Genomic DNA, 17,312 nt, shown 5'->3' with positions numbered 1-17,312 from the left:
CAGATTATTTCTTGGCGGAACGACCGGCGAAACGTTTGTTGAAACGGTCGATACGACCACCTGTATCAGCGACTTTCTGCTTACCGGTGTAGAACGGGTGGCAGGCTGAACAGACATCCACGTGGATGCTGCCGTTCATGGTGGAGCCTACGTCAAACGCATTGCCACAACTGCAGGTGGCTGACAGTGTGCCGTAATTTGGGTGGATTTCGGATTTCATATCTCATTGCCTCAGTCTCTTGCATATCGCCAACCCGATCCTACCTGTGCAACCCGAATATTGATTCACTCCTGCTTGCCGAACCGATCACTCTAACCCAAGTGCACTTCTGGTACACTGCGGGTCTCGCCTCGGTTTGCTGATAACAGATTGCGTTCAATCCCTCGGGATGCCTTTCAAATGTCGGGCACCACATGCCGCCTTTAAACGGAGCGCGAATACTACCAGAAAACGATTCCCATTCAAGGTTTTAGCAAAAAAACACATCAATGACTGAATCTATCATTATCCGTGTTGCTGTCCCCTCCCCGCTGCGGCGACTGTTCGACTATATCCCTGCAAAAAATAATCCCCGACTGCCCCGACCAGGCTGCCGCGTCAGGGTACCCTTTGGTAGCCGCCAGGTCATCGGGGTCGTCATCGAAATTGCGGCATCCAGCGAACATCCTACCGCGTTGCTGAAGCCTGTGACTGAACTGGTGGAAGATGAACCGTTGCTGCCCGAAACCTTTCTGGAACTCTGTGTCTGGGCTGCCGGGTATTACCAGCACCCCCCTGGCGATGCCCTGAGTACAGCGCTCCCGGCGGCGCTTCGCAAAGGGGACGCCATACCCCAGCGAAGCGAAGTTCGCTGGCAACTGACGCTGTCTGGCAAGGGGCTGCCAGACAGCGCCCTTGCGCGTGCCCCCCGACAACAACAGGCACTGAATTTACTGCAACAGCAACCCTCCGCCACAAAGGACGATTTTCAGCGACATGGCATCAGTGTTGCCGCGCATAGACAACTGGAAAACAAGGGCCTGATCGAATCGCTGGAAACCCGACTGAACACCGGGTTATTCGACCCGGACAAGTTATTATCGGAATCCCCCCTGCCCCTTTATCCCGAACAACAACAGGCTATGGAACGCATTGAGTTGCATGGCTTTCACACCTATTTACTGGATGGTCAAACCGGCAGCGGCAAAACCGAAATTTATTTACAGGCCATCGAAAAGGTAATTCGGTACGGGCGTCAGGCGCTGGTACTGATTCCGGAAATCAGCCTGACGCCACAAACCCTGGATCGTTTCAAAACCCGTTTCAACTGCCCGGTGGCCGTACTCCATTCCGGCCTCACGGACCGGGAGCGCATCCTGGCTTGGGACGCTGCACGCACCGGTACCGCCCCGATTGTAATGGGCACGCGTTCCGCTATTTTCACACCGCTGCATGCACCGGGCATTCTGATTGTAGATGAAGAGCACGATGCCTCTTTCAAACAGCAGGAGGGGTTTCGCTACTCGGCACGGGATCTCGCCGTGGTGCGGGCCAGAATGGAGTCCATTCCCCTGATCCTTGGATCGGCCACACCATCCCTGGAAACCCGATACAACTGCGAACTGGGACGCTACACCCGCCTGATTCTGTCCTGCCGCCCCGGTATCGCTCAGCATCCACGCTGGCAGCCCGTCGACATCCGCAAGGCAAACCTGTCCGGGGGCTATTCCAGAGAACTGATTGATGCCATTCAGTCCCACCTCAATGACGGCAATCAGGTGCTGGTTTTCCTGAATCGTCGGGGGTTTGCGCCGACCTTAACCTGCCATGAATGTGGCTGGATAGCGAATTGCCTGCACTGTGAAGCGCGACTGACGGTTCATCGTCAGATTCAACGGCTGGTTTGCCATCACTGCGAATTCAGACAGTCGGTACCACCGCAATGCCCCATCTGCCGCAGCCTTCATTTGCAGTGTCTCGGACAGGGCACCGAACGCAGCGAGGAAACCCTTGAAGCACTGTTTCCGGACTTTCCCGTTATTCGGGTGGACAGAGACAGCACCCGGCGCAAGCAAGCCATGCAGAAAATGGTCGACCGGGTACATCTGGGAGAGCCCTGTATTCTGCTCGGCACGCAGCTGCTGGCCAAGGGGCACCACTTCCCCAATGTTACCCTAGCGGCCATTCTGGATGCCGATGCTGGCCTGTTCAGCCCGGATTTCCGGGCGCCGGAGAAGATGGGACAATTGATTACCCAGGTGGCTGGCCGGGCCGGCAGGGGCAACAAACCCGGCACGGTCATCCTGCAAAGTCATCATTGCGATCACCCGCTGCTCACCACCCTGACCCGAGAGGACTATGCGACGTTTTCCGATCTGTTGATGACTGAGCGAAAACTGGCTCAGCTGCCACCGTTCAGCTATCTGGTGTTGCTGCGTGCCGAGGCTGAAAATGGTCAGCTGGCCATAAACTTCCTCAGCTTCGCCCGCCAACAGGCAGAGATATTATTGCCCCCGACAAACCACCTCAGCTACCTCGGCCCGCTACCCGCACCCATGGAGCGGAGAGGTGGTCGTTTTCGGCACCAATTGACGATTTGCAGCGCAGAGCGTCCGGCTCTCCAGCACCTGCTGGCAACCCTCTGCCCGATCCTGGAGCAGTCCCCACTGGCGGGGAAAATTCGCTGGTCGGTGGATGTTGACCCCCAGGACATGAGCTAGAACATCAGAATTAGAGTCTGGAAGGCTCGGCAGGTTACCCCTACAATGGCGTCCTTCACCGGAGCATAGACAAACAGATGACCAGGGACTACGCGAGAAAAACTGGCCGCCGCAATAGTGGCAATGTTCGCAAGAAGAGCCCATCCCGGCAGACCCTTCCGGGATGGCTGTGGCTGTTGGCCGGTATTCTGGTAGGAATCCTGGTAACTTTTCTTCTTCAGGCACCGGATCAGACCGCACCCGAGGTACCCGTTGTAAAACCCGTCGAGGAGGAATCCAGTGTTAAACCACGTTTTGATTTCTACACCCTGCTGCGGGAAACCGAAGTGATCGTGCCGGATTCCTCGGTCCCGCAAGTGGAAGAAACACCGGTTGATCCGGCCTCAAGCACACCCACAACGCCCACAGTCAAGGAAGTATTTCTACTTCAGGTGGGGTCTTTCAAAAGTAACCGGGATGCAGACAGCCTGAGGGCCAGACTGCTGCTGTTGAATCTCAGCGCCAGTATCGAGATGGTCAGCCCCCGTCCAGGGGAAACCTGGCACCGGGTTCTGGTGGGCCCGTTTGCCAACCGCGCGGAACTGGCGAGCGCGAGAGAGAGTCTGTCGGGAAACGGGATTGATTCACTGCTGTTGAAGCGCAAGCAATAGCACCCAGCAAAGGCTCTCAGTCACCAGGTGGAACCGTCTGCCACTCTACTACAGGCGCGACTTGATTCCTTTGTGATGCCGCTCCAGATTTTCAATACGTTTCCGCGAACTTTTGCGCAACATGATATAGGTGGCGCCTGTGCCACCGTGCTGTGGCTGGGCGCTGTGAAAGGCCAGCACCCCATCCATCTGCTGCAGCCAATGGTTGGTGCAGCTTTTGAGAAGTGCGGGTTTTTCCCGATTGTCCCCTCTCCCGTGGGTTATCAATGCACAGCGTATGTCGTGTTTCAGGCAATCCTGAATAAAGAGGTAAACCTGCTGCCGCGCCTGCTCAACCGTCAGGCGATGCAGATCGAGCCGCGAATCGACGGCATACTTCCCCATCCGCAGATTTTTGAAGACGCCATGCTGGACGCCACTGCGCTTGAATGACAGAACATCCCTTGGCTTTACCGGCAGGATATAGGCCTCTGACGACAGGCCATCGACATCACTGCCGATCGCCGCCTCGGCAGCACGCCGACGGGATTCCAGTCCGGGTGTCATCATGGGTGATTGTTTCAGAGGAACCCGCTCAGCCGCTTTTTTAAGCGGCTCAACATCTTTCATCTGTTGGCGGAAAATACCGTCATCGTCGTCAGTCACATGGTCTTCCTGTCATATACAAAGCGCATTATAGCGCTGACGGGTATCAGGTTGTCTCGGCATAGTCGGCAGACGGGATCATGAAACGCTCTCTGGCCAGCTGATCGGCCACCTCACTGGTAGGCGTATTACGCTCCTGCGCGAGATGAAAAATTTTTGGCAATGTCTCCCCGGCCAGCCGGTCTATATGCCGCCGCACATCTCGTCGATCGGCCCCAACATATTGATAGTAGACCTCAATCAGGCCGCCGGCATTGATTACATAATCGGGCACATAGAGAATACCGGCATCCGCCAGCCGTCGACCATCAGCCGATTTGGCAAGCTGATTGTTGGCGGAGCCCGCCACGATTGGTGCCAATAGTTCGGGAATTGATCCCGCGTTCAGCACTGCCCCCATGGCACAGGGTGAAAATACATCGACAGACTGCCGATGAATTTCCTCGGAAGGTACCGGTATTACACCCAGCATCTTGATCGCAAGGCTGAGATTCTCGGTAAAAATATCCGTTGCCAATACCACCGCACCAGCGCCGGTCAACAGGCGGGCCAGCTCATATCCGACTTTCCCCAACCCCTGAATCGCTACCCTGACGCCAGCCAGACTGTCCCGGTTCAGCTTGAACCTGACCGCTTCCTCGATTCCCCGAAAAACCCCATAGGCCGTGAGCGGTGACGGATCGCCGCCGCTTTCGGTTCGGTTCGCTGCCTGGTAGCCGGTCACAAACGGGGTTTCACTGGCCATCAGGCTAATATCCCGCTCGTTGATACCGACATCTTCTGCCGAGACATACTCCCCCTGCAAACTGTTGATCAGCCGGCCCATAGCACGCATGCGGCCAGGGGTCTTATCTCGGCGCGGATCACCGATTATCACACTTTTGCCGCCCCCCAGATTGAGCCCGGCAATTGCTGCCTTGTAGGTCATACTGCGGGACAGGCGCAGCACATCAGCCACGGCATCGTGCTCGGAAGCGTAATGCCACATCCGGCACCCACCCAATGCAAATCCCAGGTTGGTGTTGTGGATCGCCACAATCGCCTGCAATCCCGAAGCGGCATCCTGGTGAAAGATCAGTTTTTCATGGTGGTCATATGCCGGATGGGAAAACACGCTCATCCACTGTCTCCTCTACTCGACTCTGCCCAGCCTTGAAGCCGGCTATTTTCCGGTCCCGGCCACAGGGACGATCATCACCGGTGATCCCTGCAGTTCGGCCAGTAATGTTGTCTGGCGGTGACGGATACGACTCAGGTTGTCGGCCTTGACGTGACCAAATCCGCGGATCTTCTCCGGTAGTGACGCAAGCTCCACCGCTGTTGGATAGTTGTCTGGACATATTTCAACCAGCAACATCTCCACCAGCGCCTCATAGTCCGCCACCAGTTGTCGCTCTGTGCGACGTTCTTCACTGTAAGCGAAAGGATCAAACGGCGTACCCCGAAGAAAACGGCATTTTGCCAGCAGCCTGAACAACGGCATGATCCACTGGCCAAATTCGCGTTTCTGGAGATGGCCGGTTAGTGGATCACGATGACCGAAAATCGGGGGAGCCAAGTGAAACTTCAGCGTGAAATCACCCTCGAATTCATCTCTCAACTGACGCTCGAAATCACCATTGGTGAACAGTCGCGCCACTTCATACTCATCCTTGCAGGCCAGCAATTTAAAATAATTTTCAGCCACCGCACGAGTCAATAACAGCTTTTCATCATCGCTTTCATGGAACCGGTTGCGTTCTGCAACACGGACAGCTTCCACCAGATGACGATATCTGTCCGCCAAATTCCGATCCTGGTAGTCCACCAGAAACCGGTAACGATATTCAATAGACTCATTCAGTGATGGATCGGGATTGACGGACGGCTTTTTTGCCAACCCCGCCATCGCGAGAATGTTTTCCGGATCTACTGCAAAATGGCGGCCAAACTGAAATGCCCTGAGGTTCATCGCCACGGACACATTGTTCAGGGTAATCGCCTGTTCAATCGACTCTAACGGCAGCGGAATCAAACCGAGTTGCCAAGCATAGCCCAATAACAGCATATTGGCGCTGATGGCATCTCCCAGCAGCCCGGCACCCAGGGCTGTGGCGTCGATAAACCAGGTGCGCTCGGCACCGGTTTCATCGCGAATGGCCTGAGTCATATCAGCAAAGGGAAAAGGGGCATCCGGATTGCGGGTAAATTCGGCGGTCGGCGTCTCATGACTGTTGATTACCGCGGCAGAGAATTCACTGTTCACTTTTGCCAATGCCTCCTGCCCGGTCGAAACCACCAGATCCGACCCCAGCAGCAGGTGTGCGTCCCCGGCTGGAATACGAACACCGTGGATATCTGCCTGATGGTTGGCAATGCGCACATGGCTGGTAACAGCACCGAATTTTTGTGCCAGGCCCGTCTGGGTCAATACAGACGTACCCAAGTCAGCAATGTGGGCGGCCATACCCAGTACGGAGCCAATAGTCAGCACCCCGGTGCCACCGATACCCGCCACCAGAATGTTGTAGGGAATGGTAATTTCAGGTAACAACGGATAGGGAAGTTCAGATAACCGGGTATCGTCCTCAAGACCCCGGTGCTTCCTGAGGCCGCCACCGTGCACTGTGACAAAGCTGGGACAAAACCCCTTCACACAGGAGTAGTCCTTGTTGCAGGCAGATTGATCAATCATCCGCTTGCGACCCAGCGGTGTGTTTTTGGGCAGTACCGACAGGCAGTTTGACTTGATACCACAATCGCCACAGCCCTCACAGACCATTTCGTTGATAAAAACCCGCTTGGCAGGATCCTCCAGCTGCCCTTTTTTGCGCCGACGGCGTTTCTCGGCGGCACAGGTCTGCACATAAATCAGCACACTGGTACCGGGAACCTCGCGCAACTCCTGCTGAATCGCATCGAGCCGGTCCCGATGATCGATCGTCAAACCCTCAAACCGCGGGAAATCGCGATCAAACTGCGCGGGGTCATCCGATACCACCGCCAGGCGTTTTACCCCTTCGCCGCGCAACTGATAGGTCATTCGGGCCACGCTGAGAAAACCATCCACCGGCTGCCCGCCCGTCATGGCTACCGCATCGTTATAGAGAATCTTGTAAGTGATATTAACGCCTGCCGAGATGGCGGCACGAATCGCCAGCAGCCCGGAGTGAAAGTAAGTACCATCGCCGAGATTCTGGAAAACATGGCGGGTATCAGTGAACGGTGCCTGACCTATCCAGGTGGCCCCTTCACCACCCATCTGGGTAAAGGTATAGGTATCACGATCCATCCACTGCACCATATAGTGACAGCCGATGCCGGCCATCGCCATGCTGCCATGCGGCACCACAGTGGAGGTATTGTGGGGGCAGCCGGAACAGTACCAGGGTTTCCGCTCGAGCATTGACGACTTGCTGGTCAGCGCCTGCTGTTTGGTCTGCAAAAAAGCCAGCCTTTTTTCGACAACTTCACTGGTATAAAAACGTGCAATACGCGCGGCAATTACCTGGGCAATCACTGACGGCGTCAGTTCGCCAAGGTTGGTCACCAGCAGATGACGGTGTTCGTCGTATTCCCCCACCACCCTGGGGCGCTTGTCCACCGGCCAGTTATAGAGCTGCCCGGTGAGCTGGTCCTCAATCACGCTGCGCTTTTCTTCAATCACCAGTATTTCTTCAAGCCCGTCGGCAAACTGATGGGTAACCGACGGCTCGAGCGGCCAACTCATACCTACTTTGTAAAGTCGCAGGCCAATTTCGCGTGCCAGGGTTTCGTCGATGCCCAGATCATCGAGTGCCTGCAACGTATCCAGATAGGATTTCCCAGTGGTGACAATACCCAATCGGGCATTGGGGCTATCCAGGGTAATCCGGTTGAGATGATTCGCTCTGGCAAACGCCAGCGCGGCATAGATCTTGAAGCGCTGCAGACGCTGTTCCTGTTCCAGAGGGGTATCAGGCCAGCGACCATGAACACCGTCCGGGGGAAATTCAAAATCCTCCGGCAAGACAATGTGCACACGGCCGGGATCGATTTCAGCAGAAATCGCCGCGTCACAGTTTTCAGTGATCACTTTCATTCCCACCCAGCAACCGGAGTAGCGGGATAACTCCCAGCCATAAATACCCAGATCGAGCACCTCCTGCACACTGGCGGGATTCAGCACGGGGCAGGTGGCACCGATAAACATGTGGTCGCTCTGATGCGGCAAGGTGGAGGATTTGCTGGCGTGATCATCGCCCACCACCGCCAGTACCCCGCCGTATTTTGAGGTGCCAAACGCATTGGCATGTTTCAGTACATCCATGCTGCGGTCGAGACCGGGACCCTTGCCATACCACATACCGTAGACACCATCGTAGCGGGCGCCCGGAAACAGATTTACCTGCTGGCTGCCCCACACAGCCGTCATACCCAGATCTTCATTGATCCCGGGCTGAAAACAAATATCGTGTTTGTCGAGGAACGGCCTGGCTTTCCACAACGCCTGATCGAGGCCCCCCAGGGGCGAACCGCGATAACCGGAAGTAAAGCAGGCTGTCTTCAGCCCCCGCTGCTGATCCCGCTGGTGCTGTAAAATCGGCAGGCGAACCAGTGCCTCAATGCCGCTGATAAAAGCGCGACCTTTATCCAGAAGATACTTGTCATTGAGCGTAACGGTCACATACACCTCCACACTAACATCAGCGGTGGGACGGCCGACTTGAACAAAGCACAGCGTGCCACATCACCGATCCTGCCCTATCAAAAGCATAGTCCAGTATTCAGGTTGGTGATCGAGGTCAGTCCGTATTGCGCGGACCCGTCACAAGGCCCCTTTAACGGAAATTTTCAGGCTGTTCCTGAAGACATCACCAGGACTCTATCCAGGAGGCAGTTGGAAAATTGTCAACAGTCGCGTCATGTATAAATGTCGGGCGATGGGGGTGGCCAGATGCTGACTATTCAGAATCCTTCACTGTCAGGCTCTTTCACAGAGAGATGGGAGGTATCCACATCCCGCTTTACGAACGGGGCTTTCTCATTATCCTTCAGCACATCGACACCGGGTTCATCGACAGTCATGTAGGACGTGTCCAGATCTCTGGGCGTAAAGTCCCGGCGATACTCAGAGAGCAGGACATCTGCCCCTACCGGGGCGACATCGATAGTTTCTGCCGCCTGCAGATTTTCCGGACCGGACGGAGAGGCCAGAGTCTGTTGGGCTGGCGAATCATCCGTGGTCGGCCCTGTGGGGGCCTGCCCTTTTTCCTCTGTGGCGCCGGTATGGTTGGCGATCTCACTGACCGTCTCAACAGGGCGGATATCCACCAGAGCGCCAGCCTCTTTTAAGGCATTCCTGTAGTGCTCTGCCGCTTCTTCATCCAGATCACGTTTGATGACCACCGGCCTGCCGGAAAACATCTGTTCAACCTTGGCAGGTGGAGCACCAAATAATTTTGCAAGACGGCTTTTCACTTCCGGCAGGGATTGACCGGGCACCACATCACCAAGAAAAATCACTTCAAAACGTCTATCGCTCATCACCCGTCACCCCCTTACCTATTACGGATAGCAACCCATCCTGATTTTCGATCGAACGATACCCATTCATTGGATAGCAATAGCAACCCAGGTAATTATCACCAACAGTATCGTCAACAGAACCGCTGCCGAACCCAGATCCTTGGCCCTGCCGGACAAATCGTGGTGCTCCTCACTAATGCGGTCAATAGCAGCCTCTACAGCGGAATTGAGCAGTTCCACAATCAACAACAGCAATACGGAGCCGAGCAGCAGAACCAGCTCGACCGGGTTTTTTGCTGCGAAAAACGCCAGCGGAAAAAGCAGGCAGGCAACCGCCACTTCAACCCTGAAGGCCTCCTCGTATTCAAGACAGGCACGCAAGCCACGCCAGGAGTACATGGTGGCATGAAGCGCACGGCGTTTTAGCAACCCATAAATGCGTTCCATCAAACACAATCCAGATTGATGCGTTGATCCATGGTGCGAGAGGGTTCGGCTTCTCCAGGGACGCCAACCACTCTGGCCGGAACACCCACCACCGTGGTGTGTGGCAACACCGGATCGAGAACCAGGCTTCCGGCACCGATCTTGGCCCCCTCGCCCACTTCAATATTGCCAAGCACTTTGGCACCGGCAGCAATCAGTACACCGCAGCGGATTTTTGGATGGCGATCACCCGACTGCGCGCCCGTGCCACCCAGAGTCACGGAATGCAGCAGGGAAACATTCTCGCCGATCACCGCAGTTTCACCGATCACCAGACCTGTGGCGTGGTCAAGCATAATCCCGCCGGCAATGTCGGCAGCGGGGTGAATATCCACCGCAAATATTTCCGATGCCCGGCTTTGCAGAAACAGGGCCAGGGAGCGCCGCTGGTGCCGCCAGAGCCAGTTCGCCACGCGGTACACCTGCAGGGCATGAAACCCCTTGAAATAAAGCAGCGGCAGACAGTACTGGCTACAGGCTGGATCACGCTCCATGTGGGCCGTCAGGTCGCGCCTCATCCGCTCACAAATAGCACCGTCACTCTGCATCGCATCCAGCAGCACCTGATGAATGGCCAGCGGAGATAAAATACTGTTGCCGAGCTGCTCGGCCAGGTTGTAGGCAAGCGCTGCTTCCAACGATTTGTGACTGAGCACGGCAGCATAAAAAAAACTGGCCAGAACCGGCTCCTGTCTCGCCCGCTCAGCAGTTTCACGACGAATGGATTGCCAGAGGACATCATTTGCAGAGGTTGCTTGTTGCAGATCGACCATCAGTATCTTTTAAACCTATTTTCATTTTTCATTTCAGGACTATGTCATTCCCGGAAGCACAAACCTTGCCATGATTGTATCGAGATTCGCCAGAACAGCATCCCGCAACTCCAACCGGTCATTATCCAGAACTTTGTACAGAAATGCTGTATCCAGTTTTTCTTCAAACAACCGGGCCACCGGCAGGTAACTCAGATGCCATGGCTCGGGAGCCACGCCACCACGATCGATCGCATAGGGCCTGATAAAGCCAAAACCGGCGGCATGTTCCTGCAACCATTCGGACAATCTGCTGAACGGCCCTGTGCCGGCGTACTCCCCGGGGACAAGTTGAAGTCGATAGTCAGATGCCACAGCCGCTGCATCCCAGACATCTATATCAGTTCCCCAATGATGCCTGGAACAGCCAGGCAATGCCGACCAACGCAATATCGCCATTACTTTGTCATGGTCAGCGAGCGTGGCAAGGTCAAGTGGGTGTCCGCTATCATTTAGTACCGGACGCACGCCCCTGACCTTGTCGTTCCAGATAGCCAGCTGTCGCGCAAAGGAGCGGTAGCCGCTGGCCACGGTGATGTTCAGACCATCCCGGGCAGCGGTATCGCACATCGTTTGAAACGGCTTGATGACATCACCGTGCAACAACACACCGCTGTCCAGTTCGCGCAAAAGCTGCTCATCACAGCCCATTAGCATTCGATTGTTGATACTTGCCATGTAGGTTTTGCCGAGAATGCAGCCTGTCGGGAAAATAACACCTTAATATGCCGAATACTATTTTGCTATGCTTCCTGCAAAACACAGCGGGGTAGCCAGTCATGCAGGAAGAACTTCAACAAGTCGAAGCGATTTACAACAGTATCGTGCAGTTTTTCGTGAACTACAGCTTCCAGCTGGTGGGTGCACTGATCGTCTTTCTTATCGGCATGTTTGTGGCATCCAAGGTCTCGGCCGCGACACTGAAACTCTGCGAGAAGAAGGCGCTCGATATTACCCTGAGCCGCTTTATCGCCAGCTTTGTCAAAATTGTCATTCTGGTGGGCGTGGCCATCATTGCCCTCGGCAAAATCGGTATCAGTGTGACGCCTTTTGTGGCGGCCATCGGGGCTCTCTCACTGGGCGCCGGCCTGGCCGTTCAGGGCTTGTTATCCAACTATGGCGCAGGTCTGAATATCATCATTACCCGTCCTTTCGTGGTGGGCGATACCATCACCGTGAAAGGCGAAACCGGTTTGGTGGACGAGGTTCACCTCGCTTACACCATCCCGAAAGATGAGGATGATGTACGCATTACCATTCCAAACCGGCATATCGTCGGCGAGATACTGCACAACTCCGCTGCCAACAAACTGGCAGAAACTACCGTGAGGGTCAGTTACGGGTCTGATCCAAAGAACGTCATCGACGTGTTGCGGTCAGTATTGACGGAACAGGGTGCCGCAGAGTCCCGGGAACCTTTGATCGGCATCGATAATTTTGCCGATAGCGGAATTAACTTCATGATGCGTTTCTGGGTGCCCACAGAATATTTTCACGAAACACGGTTCAGGGTTAATGGTGCGATTTTTCAGGCATTGACCGAGGCCGGTATCAGCATACCCTTCCCGCAGAGGGAAATCCGCCTGTTAAATACAGTGGATTAACTGGCCTGCCGCTAATCTGGCAATTGGTTCCCGGGTGATTTCTGAAGCTGCATCTCCAGTTCAACGGGGGGCTCACTCCAGGTCACCAGATGCGGATCAAAACCGGCCACCAGGGTCGGCTTGACCACCTCAAAATAGGGCGACAGATCAAAATCTCTCGGCACAAAAAGGCTGTGGTGCCGGATATGCAGGATTTCCTGGTAAATTTCCTGCATATCGGGATCCAGGGCCTTTTCCAGCGTCACTTTAGGCAGAATTGGATAACGTATTGACTGAAATGCCTGGGCGATCAGGGACGAGCAGATGGCCCGGGTGGGATCACCACTGCCCAGCGACAACATCCGCCGTCGCCATCGATTCGGTACTGGGGGCGTGGGTATCAAATACCTCATCAAATCAATAATATTTTTCAGATCATAATGATAGCCGAGTCTGTCCGACGCATAACTGATCAGCTCGGTTATCTCCTGTTCATCTAGGTTTACCGGTCGACAAATCCGTGCCTGAAGACCAAAAAAGTGGCTCAACGGTACCAGCCTGACCCCTTCGCGCACATCCACTTCTATTAGCATCCCGGTCTGCCCTTGCCAGGAACCCACGTAGAGTGCGGAATGGGACCAGGTTGACTGAGTAAGATACTTGATGGCCACACTGAAACGACTCAGTCCCTCCACCAACAACACATCACCGGGACGAAGTGTTGCCGCCAGCAAGTCTGTGCGGGTTGGCATGGTACTGTGATATCGGGGCTCAGCCAGCTTTTTTGCTAACCATTCGCCTATTCGCTGGAGTATCACGCGCGCTTGATCCGAAGTGACTGTGGTTATCTGGTCAAATTGAGCGAGCCGGATTCAACCACAGTAATCGGCATGCGCCACCAACCTCTGTGAATCCGGGTTTCCAGTTGAAAGTCTACCGATTGCTCGTTCTTCTCCATAAAAGCACCAATGATTTTCAAACCGCTGATCAGATTGGTGGACGCAGGAACCTTTATGGCAACCTGTCCGTATGGCGGAATGGGGTGGAGTTCCCCAGCGACCCCGCTGACCAGCTTATGCCCCTCCAACTTGAGACTGTAGGATAGCCCGGAAATATTCAGTTGCGTGCTGTTGGGATTGAGGATTCGCAGACTGATCATGAAATTTTGTTCGAGCCCTTGTCGGGCGGCAGGCTCCACATTGCTGAGCCGAACTTCCGGCGGTTGCTGTCCCGACGACAACAGAGCGCACCCGGGCAGCAGAATCAGGCTCTGTGCCATCAGCAGTATTACTAAAGACTTCATTACAGTCATGAAAGAACCTCCTGTTGGCAGAACCAGAACCCAACCTGCTCCATAGTACATCGGATTGATGGTGGGTTACTGCACCTCCGCCCAGGAATACATAAATCTTCCGAAGAGCGCCTTGATCATCTTTGTTATAGTAATGGCCTTTTATGAAAACATCGGGTCAACTAGTCAAGACTGGCATGAAAACAGAATGCACTTGAGAATCTTCACCCGCCCGACGGTTGAATTTTTTAGAACCAGTCGCATCTTACAGAGAGCCAGTTACCGACACCATGCTGGCAAATATCATCACTAGGAGAGATACAACGTGTTAAGAATCGGCCTTTTTCTGGGCACCAACATCGCTATTCTGGTGCTGTTCAGCATCATTTTCAAAGTCCTTGGACTGGAGCAGTACCTTGCCGCTCAAGGAGTTCAGGGGAACCTCACCGGATTGCTGATCATGTGCGGTCTGTTCGGTTTTGCCGGCTCGTTCATTTCGCTGCTTATTTCAAAATGGATGGCAAAACGGTCCACCGGCGTACAGCTGATAGACCAGCCGCGTACCCCCGAGGAGCGCTGGCTGAAGGAAACCGTTGCCGATCTGGCAAAAAAAGCAGGCATTGGTATGCCGGAAGTCGGTATTTTTCCGGCACAGCAATCAAATGCCTTTGCCACAGGCTGGAACCGGAACGATGCACTGGTGGCAGTCAGCGCCGGGTTGATGCAGCGTTTTGACCGTGAGGAGGTACGCGCCGTACTGGCCCATGAAATTGGCCATGTGGCCAATGGCGACATGGTGACACTGTCACTGGTACAAGGGGTTCTGAATACCTTTGTGATGTTTTTTGCCCGGATTCTCGGCTCGATTATCGACAGGGCGGTGTTCAAAAACAACAGTGGGCACGGTATGGGATATTTCATGATTGTCATGGTATTGCAGGTCGTACTGGGTATTTTTGCCTCGATGATTGTGATGTGGTTCTCACGCTGGCGGGAATTCCGCGCCGACGACAGTGGTGCACACCTGGCCAGCCGGGGTGCAATGATTTCGGCGCTGCAGCGACTTCAGGAGGAAACCCGGGCCCACGTACCCAATCAGATGCCGGACACCCTCACCGCCTTCGGTATTTCAAGTGGCTGGAAAGAACATGCTTCGCGCCTGTTCATGACACACCCGCCTCTGGGCGAGCGTATTGAAGCACTGCGTCGAGGTAGCTGATGTCGGCACAGCCGCTCTGTCATCTGCATGAACTGGCGAACCCGGGCAGCCGGGAAGTGAAGATCGCCGACGAAAGCTTTCTGGTGGTGAGACGGGGCCAGGCGTTGTTTGCCTATCGCAACCGCTGCCCCCATACGGGCGCACCATTGAATTTGATGCCAAATCGCTTTCTGGACTATGACCGGCAATACATTCAGTGCAGCACCCACGGTGCCTTGTTTCAGATAGAAAGTGGCAAATGCATCGCCGGACCCTGTGCCGGCCAGTATCTCGAGAGCATGCCCTGCCATATTGAGAACGGCGCACTGCATCTCGAGGAGACCTGATAACAGGGGTTTGAGAGCAACAATTGGCATTGAATTCTCAGGCTCTGGCCCCATTTAGGCATCTGGATAAAATTATTTCAGCTGGATAGAACAGCTCAAAGGAGAATCTTTTGGAACAGTATCGCGGTACCACCATTCTCTCCGTGCGTCGCAATGGCACCGTTGTGATCGGCGGAGACGGGCAGGTCACCCTCGGCAATACCGTCATGAAGGGCAACGCACGCAAGGTGCGGCGGCTTTACAAAGATCAGATCATTGCCGGATTCGCCGGTGGCACAGCCGATGCTTTTACCCTTTTTGAACGATTCGAGGCCAAACTGGAGCAGCATCGCGGCAACCTGACCCGCGCCGCTGTGGAGCTGGCCAAAGACTGGCGCTCAGACCGCATACTGCGAAAACTGGAGGCGCTACTGGCAGTAGCCGATAAGGAGGCATCCCTGATCATCACCGGGAACGGCGATGTGATACAACCCGAGGAGGACTTGATTGCCATCGGCTCCGGTGGTCCTTTTGCCCAGTCCGCTGCCCGCGCCCTGCTCGACAATACCGATCTGAGCGCCAGGGAAATCGTCGAGAAAGGACTCGCTATCGCAGGCGATATCTGCATCTACACCAATCACAATCGTACGATTGAACAACTCGATTACTGAGCAATGCATTGCTGGCAGAGTGATGACCTCTGCCGTACCAATCGATCAGTCGCCACTACCCATACTATATCGCTACTGCCCACTGGCTGAGCGACAACCGGAAACAAGAGCCCAAGCCATGTCAAATATGACTCCCCGTGAAATCGTCCATGAACTCGACCGCCATATCATTGGGCAGGATGCCGCCAAGCGTGCTGTAGCCATTGCATTGCGCAACCGCTGGCGTCGCATGCAACTGAAAGAAGAGTTGCGCAATGAAGTAACACCGAAAAATATTCTGATGATCGGCCCCACCGGGGTCGGCAAAACGGAAATTGCCCGACGACTGGCCCGGTTGGCAGATGCACCCTTCGTCAAGATAGAGGCCACCAAATTCACTGAAGTGGGTTATGTGGGCAAGGACGTGGAATCGATTATCCGCGATCTGGTGGAAACCTCGGTGAAGCAACTGCGTGAAAAGGAAATGCAGAAAGTTCAGCACCGTGCCATGGACGCTGCCGAAGAGCGTATCCTCGATGTCCTGTTACCCCCGGCCCGGGATAAAGAGCAGACCGAGATAGAATCCGGTACAAGGCAGGTGTTCCGCAAAAAACTTCGTCAGGGTGAGCTGGATGACCGGGAAATTGAAATCGAGGTCAATGCATCGCCGATGGGCGTTGAAATCATGGCGCCGCCAGGCATGGAAGAAATGACCAACCAGTTGCAGAGCATGTTTTCCAACCTGGGGAAAAACAAAACCAGCCGGCAAAAAATGACCGTGGCACAGGCCATGAAAAAACTTACCGAGGACGAAGCCGCGAAACTGGTCAATGATGATGAACTGAAAGTCCGCGCAGTGGAAGTTGCGGAGCAGAACGGTATTGTTTTCATCGATGAAATTGACAAGGTTACAAAGCGCGGCGAGACGTCGGGTACCGATATTTCCCGGGAAGGGGTACAACGGGATTTGCTGCCGTTGATCGAGGGCTGCACTGTCTCTACCAAACACGGCATGATCAAAACCGACCATATCCTGTTTATCGCATCTGGTGCCTTCCACTTTTCAAAACCCTCGGATCTGATTCCCGAGCTACAGGGCAGGCTACCGATCAGGGTGGAACTTGAGTCCCTCACCAGCGCGGACTTTGAGAGAATTCTCGTCGAGCCCAGCGCTTCTCTGACCGAGCAATATCGGGAGCTACTGGCCACGGAACAGCTTCGTATCAATTTTACCGCCGATGGCGTAAAGCGGATCGCAGAAATCGCCTTTGAGGTCAATGAGCGGACAGAGAACATCGGTGCCCGGCGCCTGCATACCATCATGGAGCGCTTGCTGGAGGAAATGTCGTTCGAAGCCTCTGATCTCGGTGGCAAAAGCGAGCTTGTTGACATTGACAGTGCGTATGTCGACAAATACCTGGGTGAAATTTCCCGGGATGAAGATTTGTCCCGGTTCATCCTCTAGGTGCTGGATAGCCATGCGC

17 protein-coding genes are annotated in these 17,312 nt (G+C 54.7%); 7 read left to right on the top strand and 10 right to left on the bottom strand.

What is annotated here, in order from left to right:
• Positions 1-4 precede the first annotated feature (4 nt).
• Positions 5-220 carry a 50S ribosomal protein L31 gene (rpmE, locus tag ACTF5G_RS02890; RefSeq protein WP_438951317.1) on the bottom strand — a complete coding sequence of 72 codons (216 nt, stop codon included), beginning with the start codon at positions 218-220 and terminating at the stop codon, positions 5-7.
• A gap of 269 nt (positions 221-489) precedes the next feature.
• Here rpmE and ACTF5G_RS02885 point away from each other — a divergent pair, with 269 nt between their 5' ends.
• Both ACTF5G_RS02885 and ACTF5G_RS02880 read left to right on the top strand, forming a co-directional pair.
• Complete coding sequence (locus ACTF5G_RS02885) at positions 490-2,700, top strand: primosomal protein N' (protein WP_438951316.1); 2,211 nt, start codon at positions 490-492, stop codon at positions 2,698-2,700.
• Positions 2,701-2,777: 77 nt separating this feature from the next.
• Positions 2,778-3,350, top strand: coding sequence for an SPOR domain-containing protein (locus tag ACTF5G_RS02880; RefSeq protein ID WP_438951315.1), 573 nt, complete (start codon positions 2,778-2,780; stop codon positions 3,348-3,350).
• Positions 3,351-3,398: 48 nt separating this feature from the next.
• Here ACTF5G_RS02880 and smrA read toward each other — a convergent pair whose 3' ends face one another.
• The 7 genes from smrA to ACTF5G_RS02845 form a co-directional block, all read right to left on the bottom strand.
• Positions 3,399-3,995, bottom strand: a complete 597-nt coding sequence (gene smrA / locus ACTF5G_RS02875; RefSeq protein ID WP_438951314.1) for a DNA endonuclease SmrA — start codon at positions 3,993-3,995, stop codon at positions 3,399-3,401.
• Positions 3,996-4,041: 46 nt separating this feature from the next.
• Positions 4,042-5,115 (bottom strand): Leu/Phe/Val dehydrogenase, encoded by a 1,074-nt coding sequence (locus tag ACTF5G_RS02870; protein WP_438951313.1) that lies wholly within the window; start codon positions 5,113-5,115, stop codon positions 4,042-4,044.
• A gap of 42 nt (positions 5,116-5,157) precedes the next feature.
• Complete coding sequence (locus ACTF5G_RS02865) at positions 5,158-8,694, bottom strand: indolepyruvate ferredoxin oxidoreductase family protein (protein WP_438951333.1); 3,537 nt, start codon at positions 8,692-8,694, stop codon at positions 5,158-5,160.
• Between the two features lie 227 nt (positions 8,695-8,921).
• Positions 8,922-9,500: a hypothetical protein gene (locus ACTF5G_RS02860; protein ID WP_438951312.1), complete on the bottom strand. Its 579-nt coding sequence runs from the start codon at positions 9,498-9,500 to the stop codon at positions 8,922-8,924.
• A gap of 66 nt (positions 9,501-9,566) precedes the next feature.
• Positions 9,567-9,929 (bottom strand): diacylglycerol kinase, encoded by a 363-nt coding sequence (locus ACTF5G_RS02855; RefSeq protein WP_438951311.1) that lies wholly within the window; start codon positions 9,927-9,929, stop codon positions 9,567-9,569.
• Entirely contained in the window at positions 9,929-10,741 is an 813-nt protein-coding gene (gene cysE, locus ACTF5G_RS02850; protein ID WP_438951310.1) for a serine O-acetyltransferase, read from the bottom strand. Before cysE ends, ACTF5G_RS02855 begins: the two co-directional genes overlap by 1 nt.
• 39 nt (positions 10,742-10,780) lie before the next feature.
• Positions 10,781-11,458 (bottom strand): M15 family metallopeptidase, encoded by a 678-nt coding sequence (locus tag ACTF5G_RS02845; protein ID WP_438951309.1) that lies wholly within the window; start codon positions 11,456-11,458, stop codon positions 10,781-10,783.
• A gap of 101 nt (positions 11,459-11,559) precedes the next feature.
• Between ACTF5G_RS02845 and ACTF5G_RS02840 the strand changes: the two genes are divergently transcribed.
• Positions 11,560-12,384, top strand: coding sequence for a mechanosensitive ion channel family protein (locus ACTF5G_RS02840; RefSeq protein WP_438951308.1), 825 nt, complete (start codon positions 11,560-11,562; stop codon positions 12,382-12,384).
• Between the two features lie 11 nt (positions 12,385-12,395).
• On the opposite strand, the gene ACTF5G_RS02835 is transcribed toward ACTF5G_RS02840, so the two are convergent.
• Together ACTF5G_RS02835 and ACTF5G_RS02830 are read right to left on the bottom strand one after the other, a co-directional pair.
• On the bottom strand, positions 12,396-13,181 hold the full coding sequence (locus ACTF5G_RS02835) for a YiiX/YebB-like N1pC/P60 family cysteine hydrolase (RefSeq protein ID WP_438951307.1): 786 nt from the start codon (positions 13,179-13,181) through the stop codon (positions 12,396-12,398).
• 26 nt (positions 13,182-13,207) lie between these two features.
• On the bottom strand, positions 13,208-13,675 hold the full coding sequence (locus tag ACTF5G_RS02830) for an LEA type 2 family protein (protein ID WP_438951306.1): 468 nt from the start codon (positions 13,673-13,675) through the stop codon (positions 13,208-13,210).
• A 304-nt stretch (positions 13,676-13,979) separates the two neighbouring features.
• Here ACTF5G_RS02830 and htpX point away from each other — a divergent pair, with 304 nt between their 5' ends.
• The 4 genes from htpX (at position 13,980) to hslU (ending at position 17,293) form a co-directional block, all read left to right on the top strand.
• Entirely contained in the window at positions 13,980-14,873 is an 894-nt protein-coding gene (gene htpX, locus ACTF5G_RS02825; RefSeq protein WP_438951305.1) for a protease HtpX, read from the top strand.
• Complete coding sequence (locus tag ACTF5G_RS02820; RefSeq protein ID WP_438951304.1) at positions 14,873-15,199, top strand: Rieske (2Fe-2S) protein; 327 nt, start codon at positions 14,873-14,875, stop codon at positions 15,197-15,199. The genes htpX and ACTF5G_RS02820 overlap by 1 nt, the downstream gene beginning before the upstream one ends.
• Positions 15,200-15,309: 110 nt before the next feature.
• Positions 15,310-15,849: an ATP-dependent protease subunit HslV gene (gene hslV / locus ACTF5G_RS02815; RefSeq protein ID WP_438951303.1), complete on the top strand. Its 540-nt coding sequence runs from the start codon at positions 15,310-15,312 to the stop codon at positions 15,847-15,849.
• Positions 15,850-15,967: 118 nt separating this feature from the next.
• Complete coding sequence (hslU, locus tag ACTF5G_RS02810) at positions 15,968-17,293, top strand: ATP-dependent protease ATPase subunit HslU (protein ID WP_438951302.1); 1,326 nt, start codon at positions 15,968-15,970, stop codon at positions 17,291-17,293.
• The last annotated feature ends 19 nt before the right edge of the window (positions 17,294-17,312 follow it).

It is taken from the genome of Porticoccus sp., from assembly GCF_965660005.1.
Taxonomy (GTDB): Bacteria; Pseudomonadota; Gammaproteobacteria; order Pseudomonadales; family Porticoccaceae; genus Porticoccus.
Note: the sequence above shows the minus strand (reverse complement) of the source record. Positions and strands in the feature narration are given on the sequence as shown.

What these genes read in the sequence shown, in the direction of transcription:
- rpmE (WP_438951317.1), bottom strand. Translation starts at nt 220, where the DNA reads ATGAAATCCGAAATCCACCCAAATTACGGCACACTGTCAGCCACCTGC.
- ACTF5G_RS02885 (WP_438951316.1), top strand. Translation starts at nt 490, where the DNA reads ATGACTGAATCTATCATTATCCGTGTTGCTGTCCCCTCCCCGCTGCGG.
- ACTF5G_RS02880 (WP_438951315.1), top strand. Translation starts at nt 2,778, where the DNA reads ATGACCAGGGACTACGCGAGAAAAACTGGCCGCCGCAATAGTGGCAAT.
- ACTF5G_RS02870 (WP_438951313.1), bottom strand. Translation starts at nt 5,115, where the DNA reads ATGAGCGTGTTTTCCCATCCGGCATATGACCACCATGAAAAACTGATC.
- ACTF5G_RS02860 (WP_438951312.1), bottom strand. Translation starts at nt 9,500, where the DNA reads ATGAGCGATAGACGTTTTGAAGTGATTTTTCTTGGTGATGTGGTGCCC.
- ACTF5G_RS02855 (WP_438951311.1), bottom strand. Translation starts at nt 9,929, where the DNA reads ATGGAACGCATTTATGGGTTGCTAAAACGCCGTGCGCTTCATGCCACC.
- cysE (WP_438951310.1), bottom strand. Translation starts at nt 10,741, where the DNA reads ATGGTCGATCTGCAACAAGCAACCTCTGCAAATGATGTCCTCTGGCAA.
- ACTF5G_RS02845 (WP_438951309.1), bottom strand. Translation starts at nt 11,458, where the DNA reads ATGGCAAGTATCAACAATCGAATGCTAATGGGCTGTGATGAGCAGCTT.
- ACTF5G_RS02840 (WP_438951308.1), top strand. Translation starts at nt 11,560, where the DNA reads ATGCAGGAAGAACTTCAACAAGTCGAAGCGATTTACAACAGTATCGTG.
- ACTF5G_RS02830 (WP_438951306.1), bottom strand. Translation starts at nt 13,675, where the DNA reads ATGACTGTAATGAAGTCTTTAGTAATACTGCTGATGGCACAGAGCCTG.
- ACTF5G_RS02820 (WP_438951304.1), top strand. Translation starts at nt 14,873, where the DNA reads ATGTCGGCACAGCCGCTCTGTCATCTGCATGAACTGGCGAACCCGGGC.
- hslU (WP_438951302.1), top strand. Translation starts at nt 15,968, where the DNA reads ATGTCAAATATGACTCCCCGTGAAATCGTCCATGAACTCGACCGCCAT.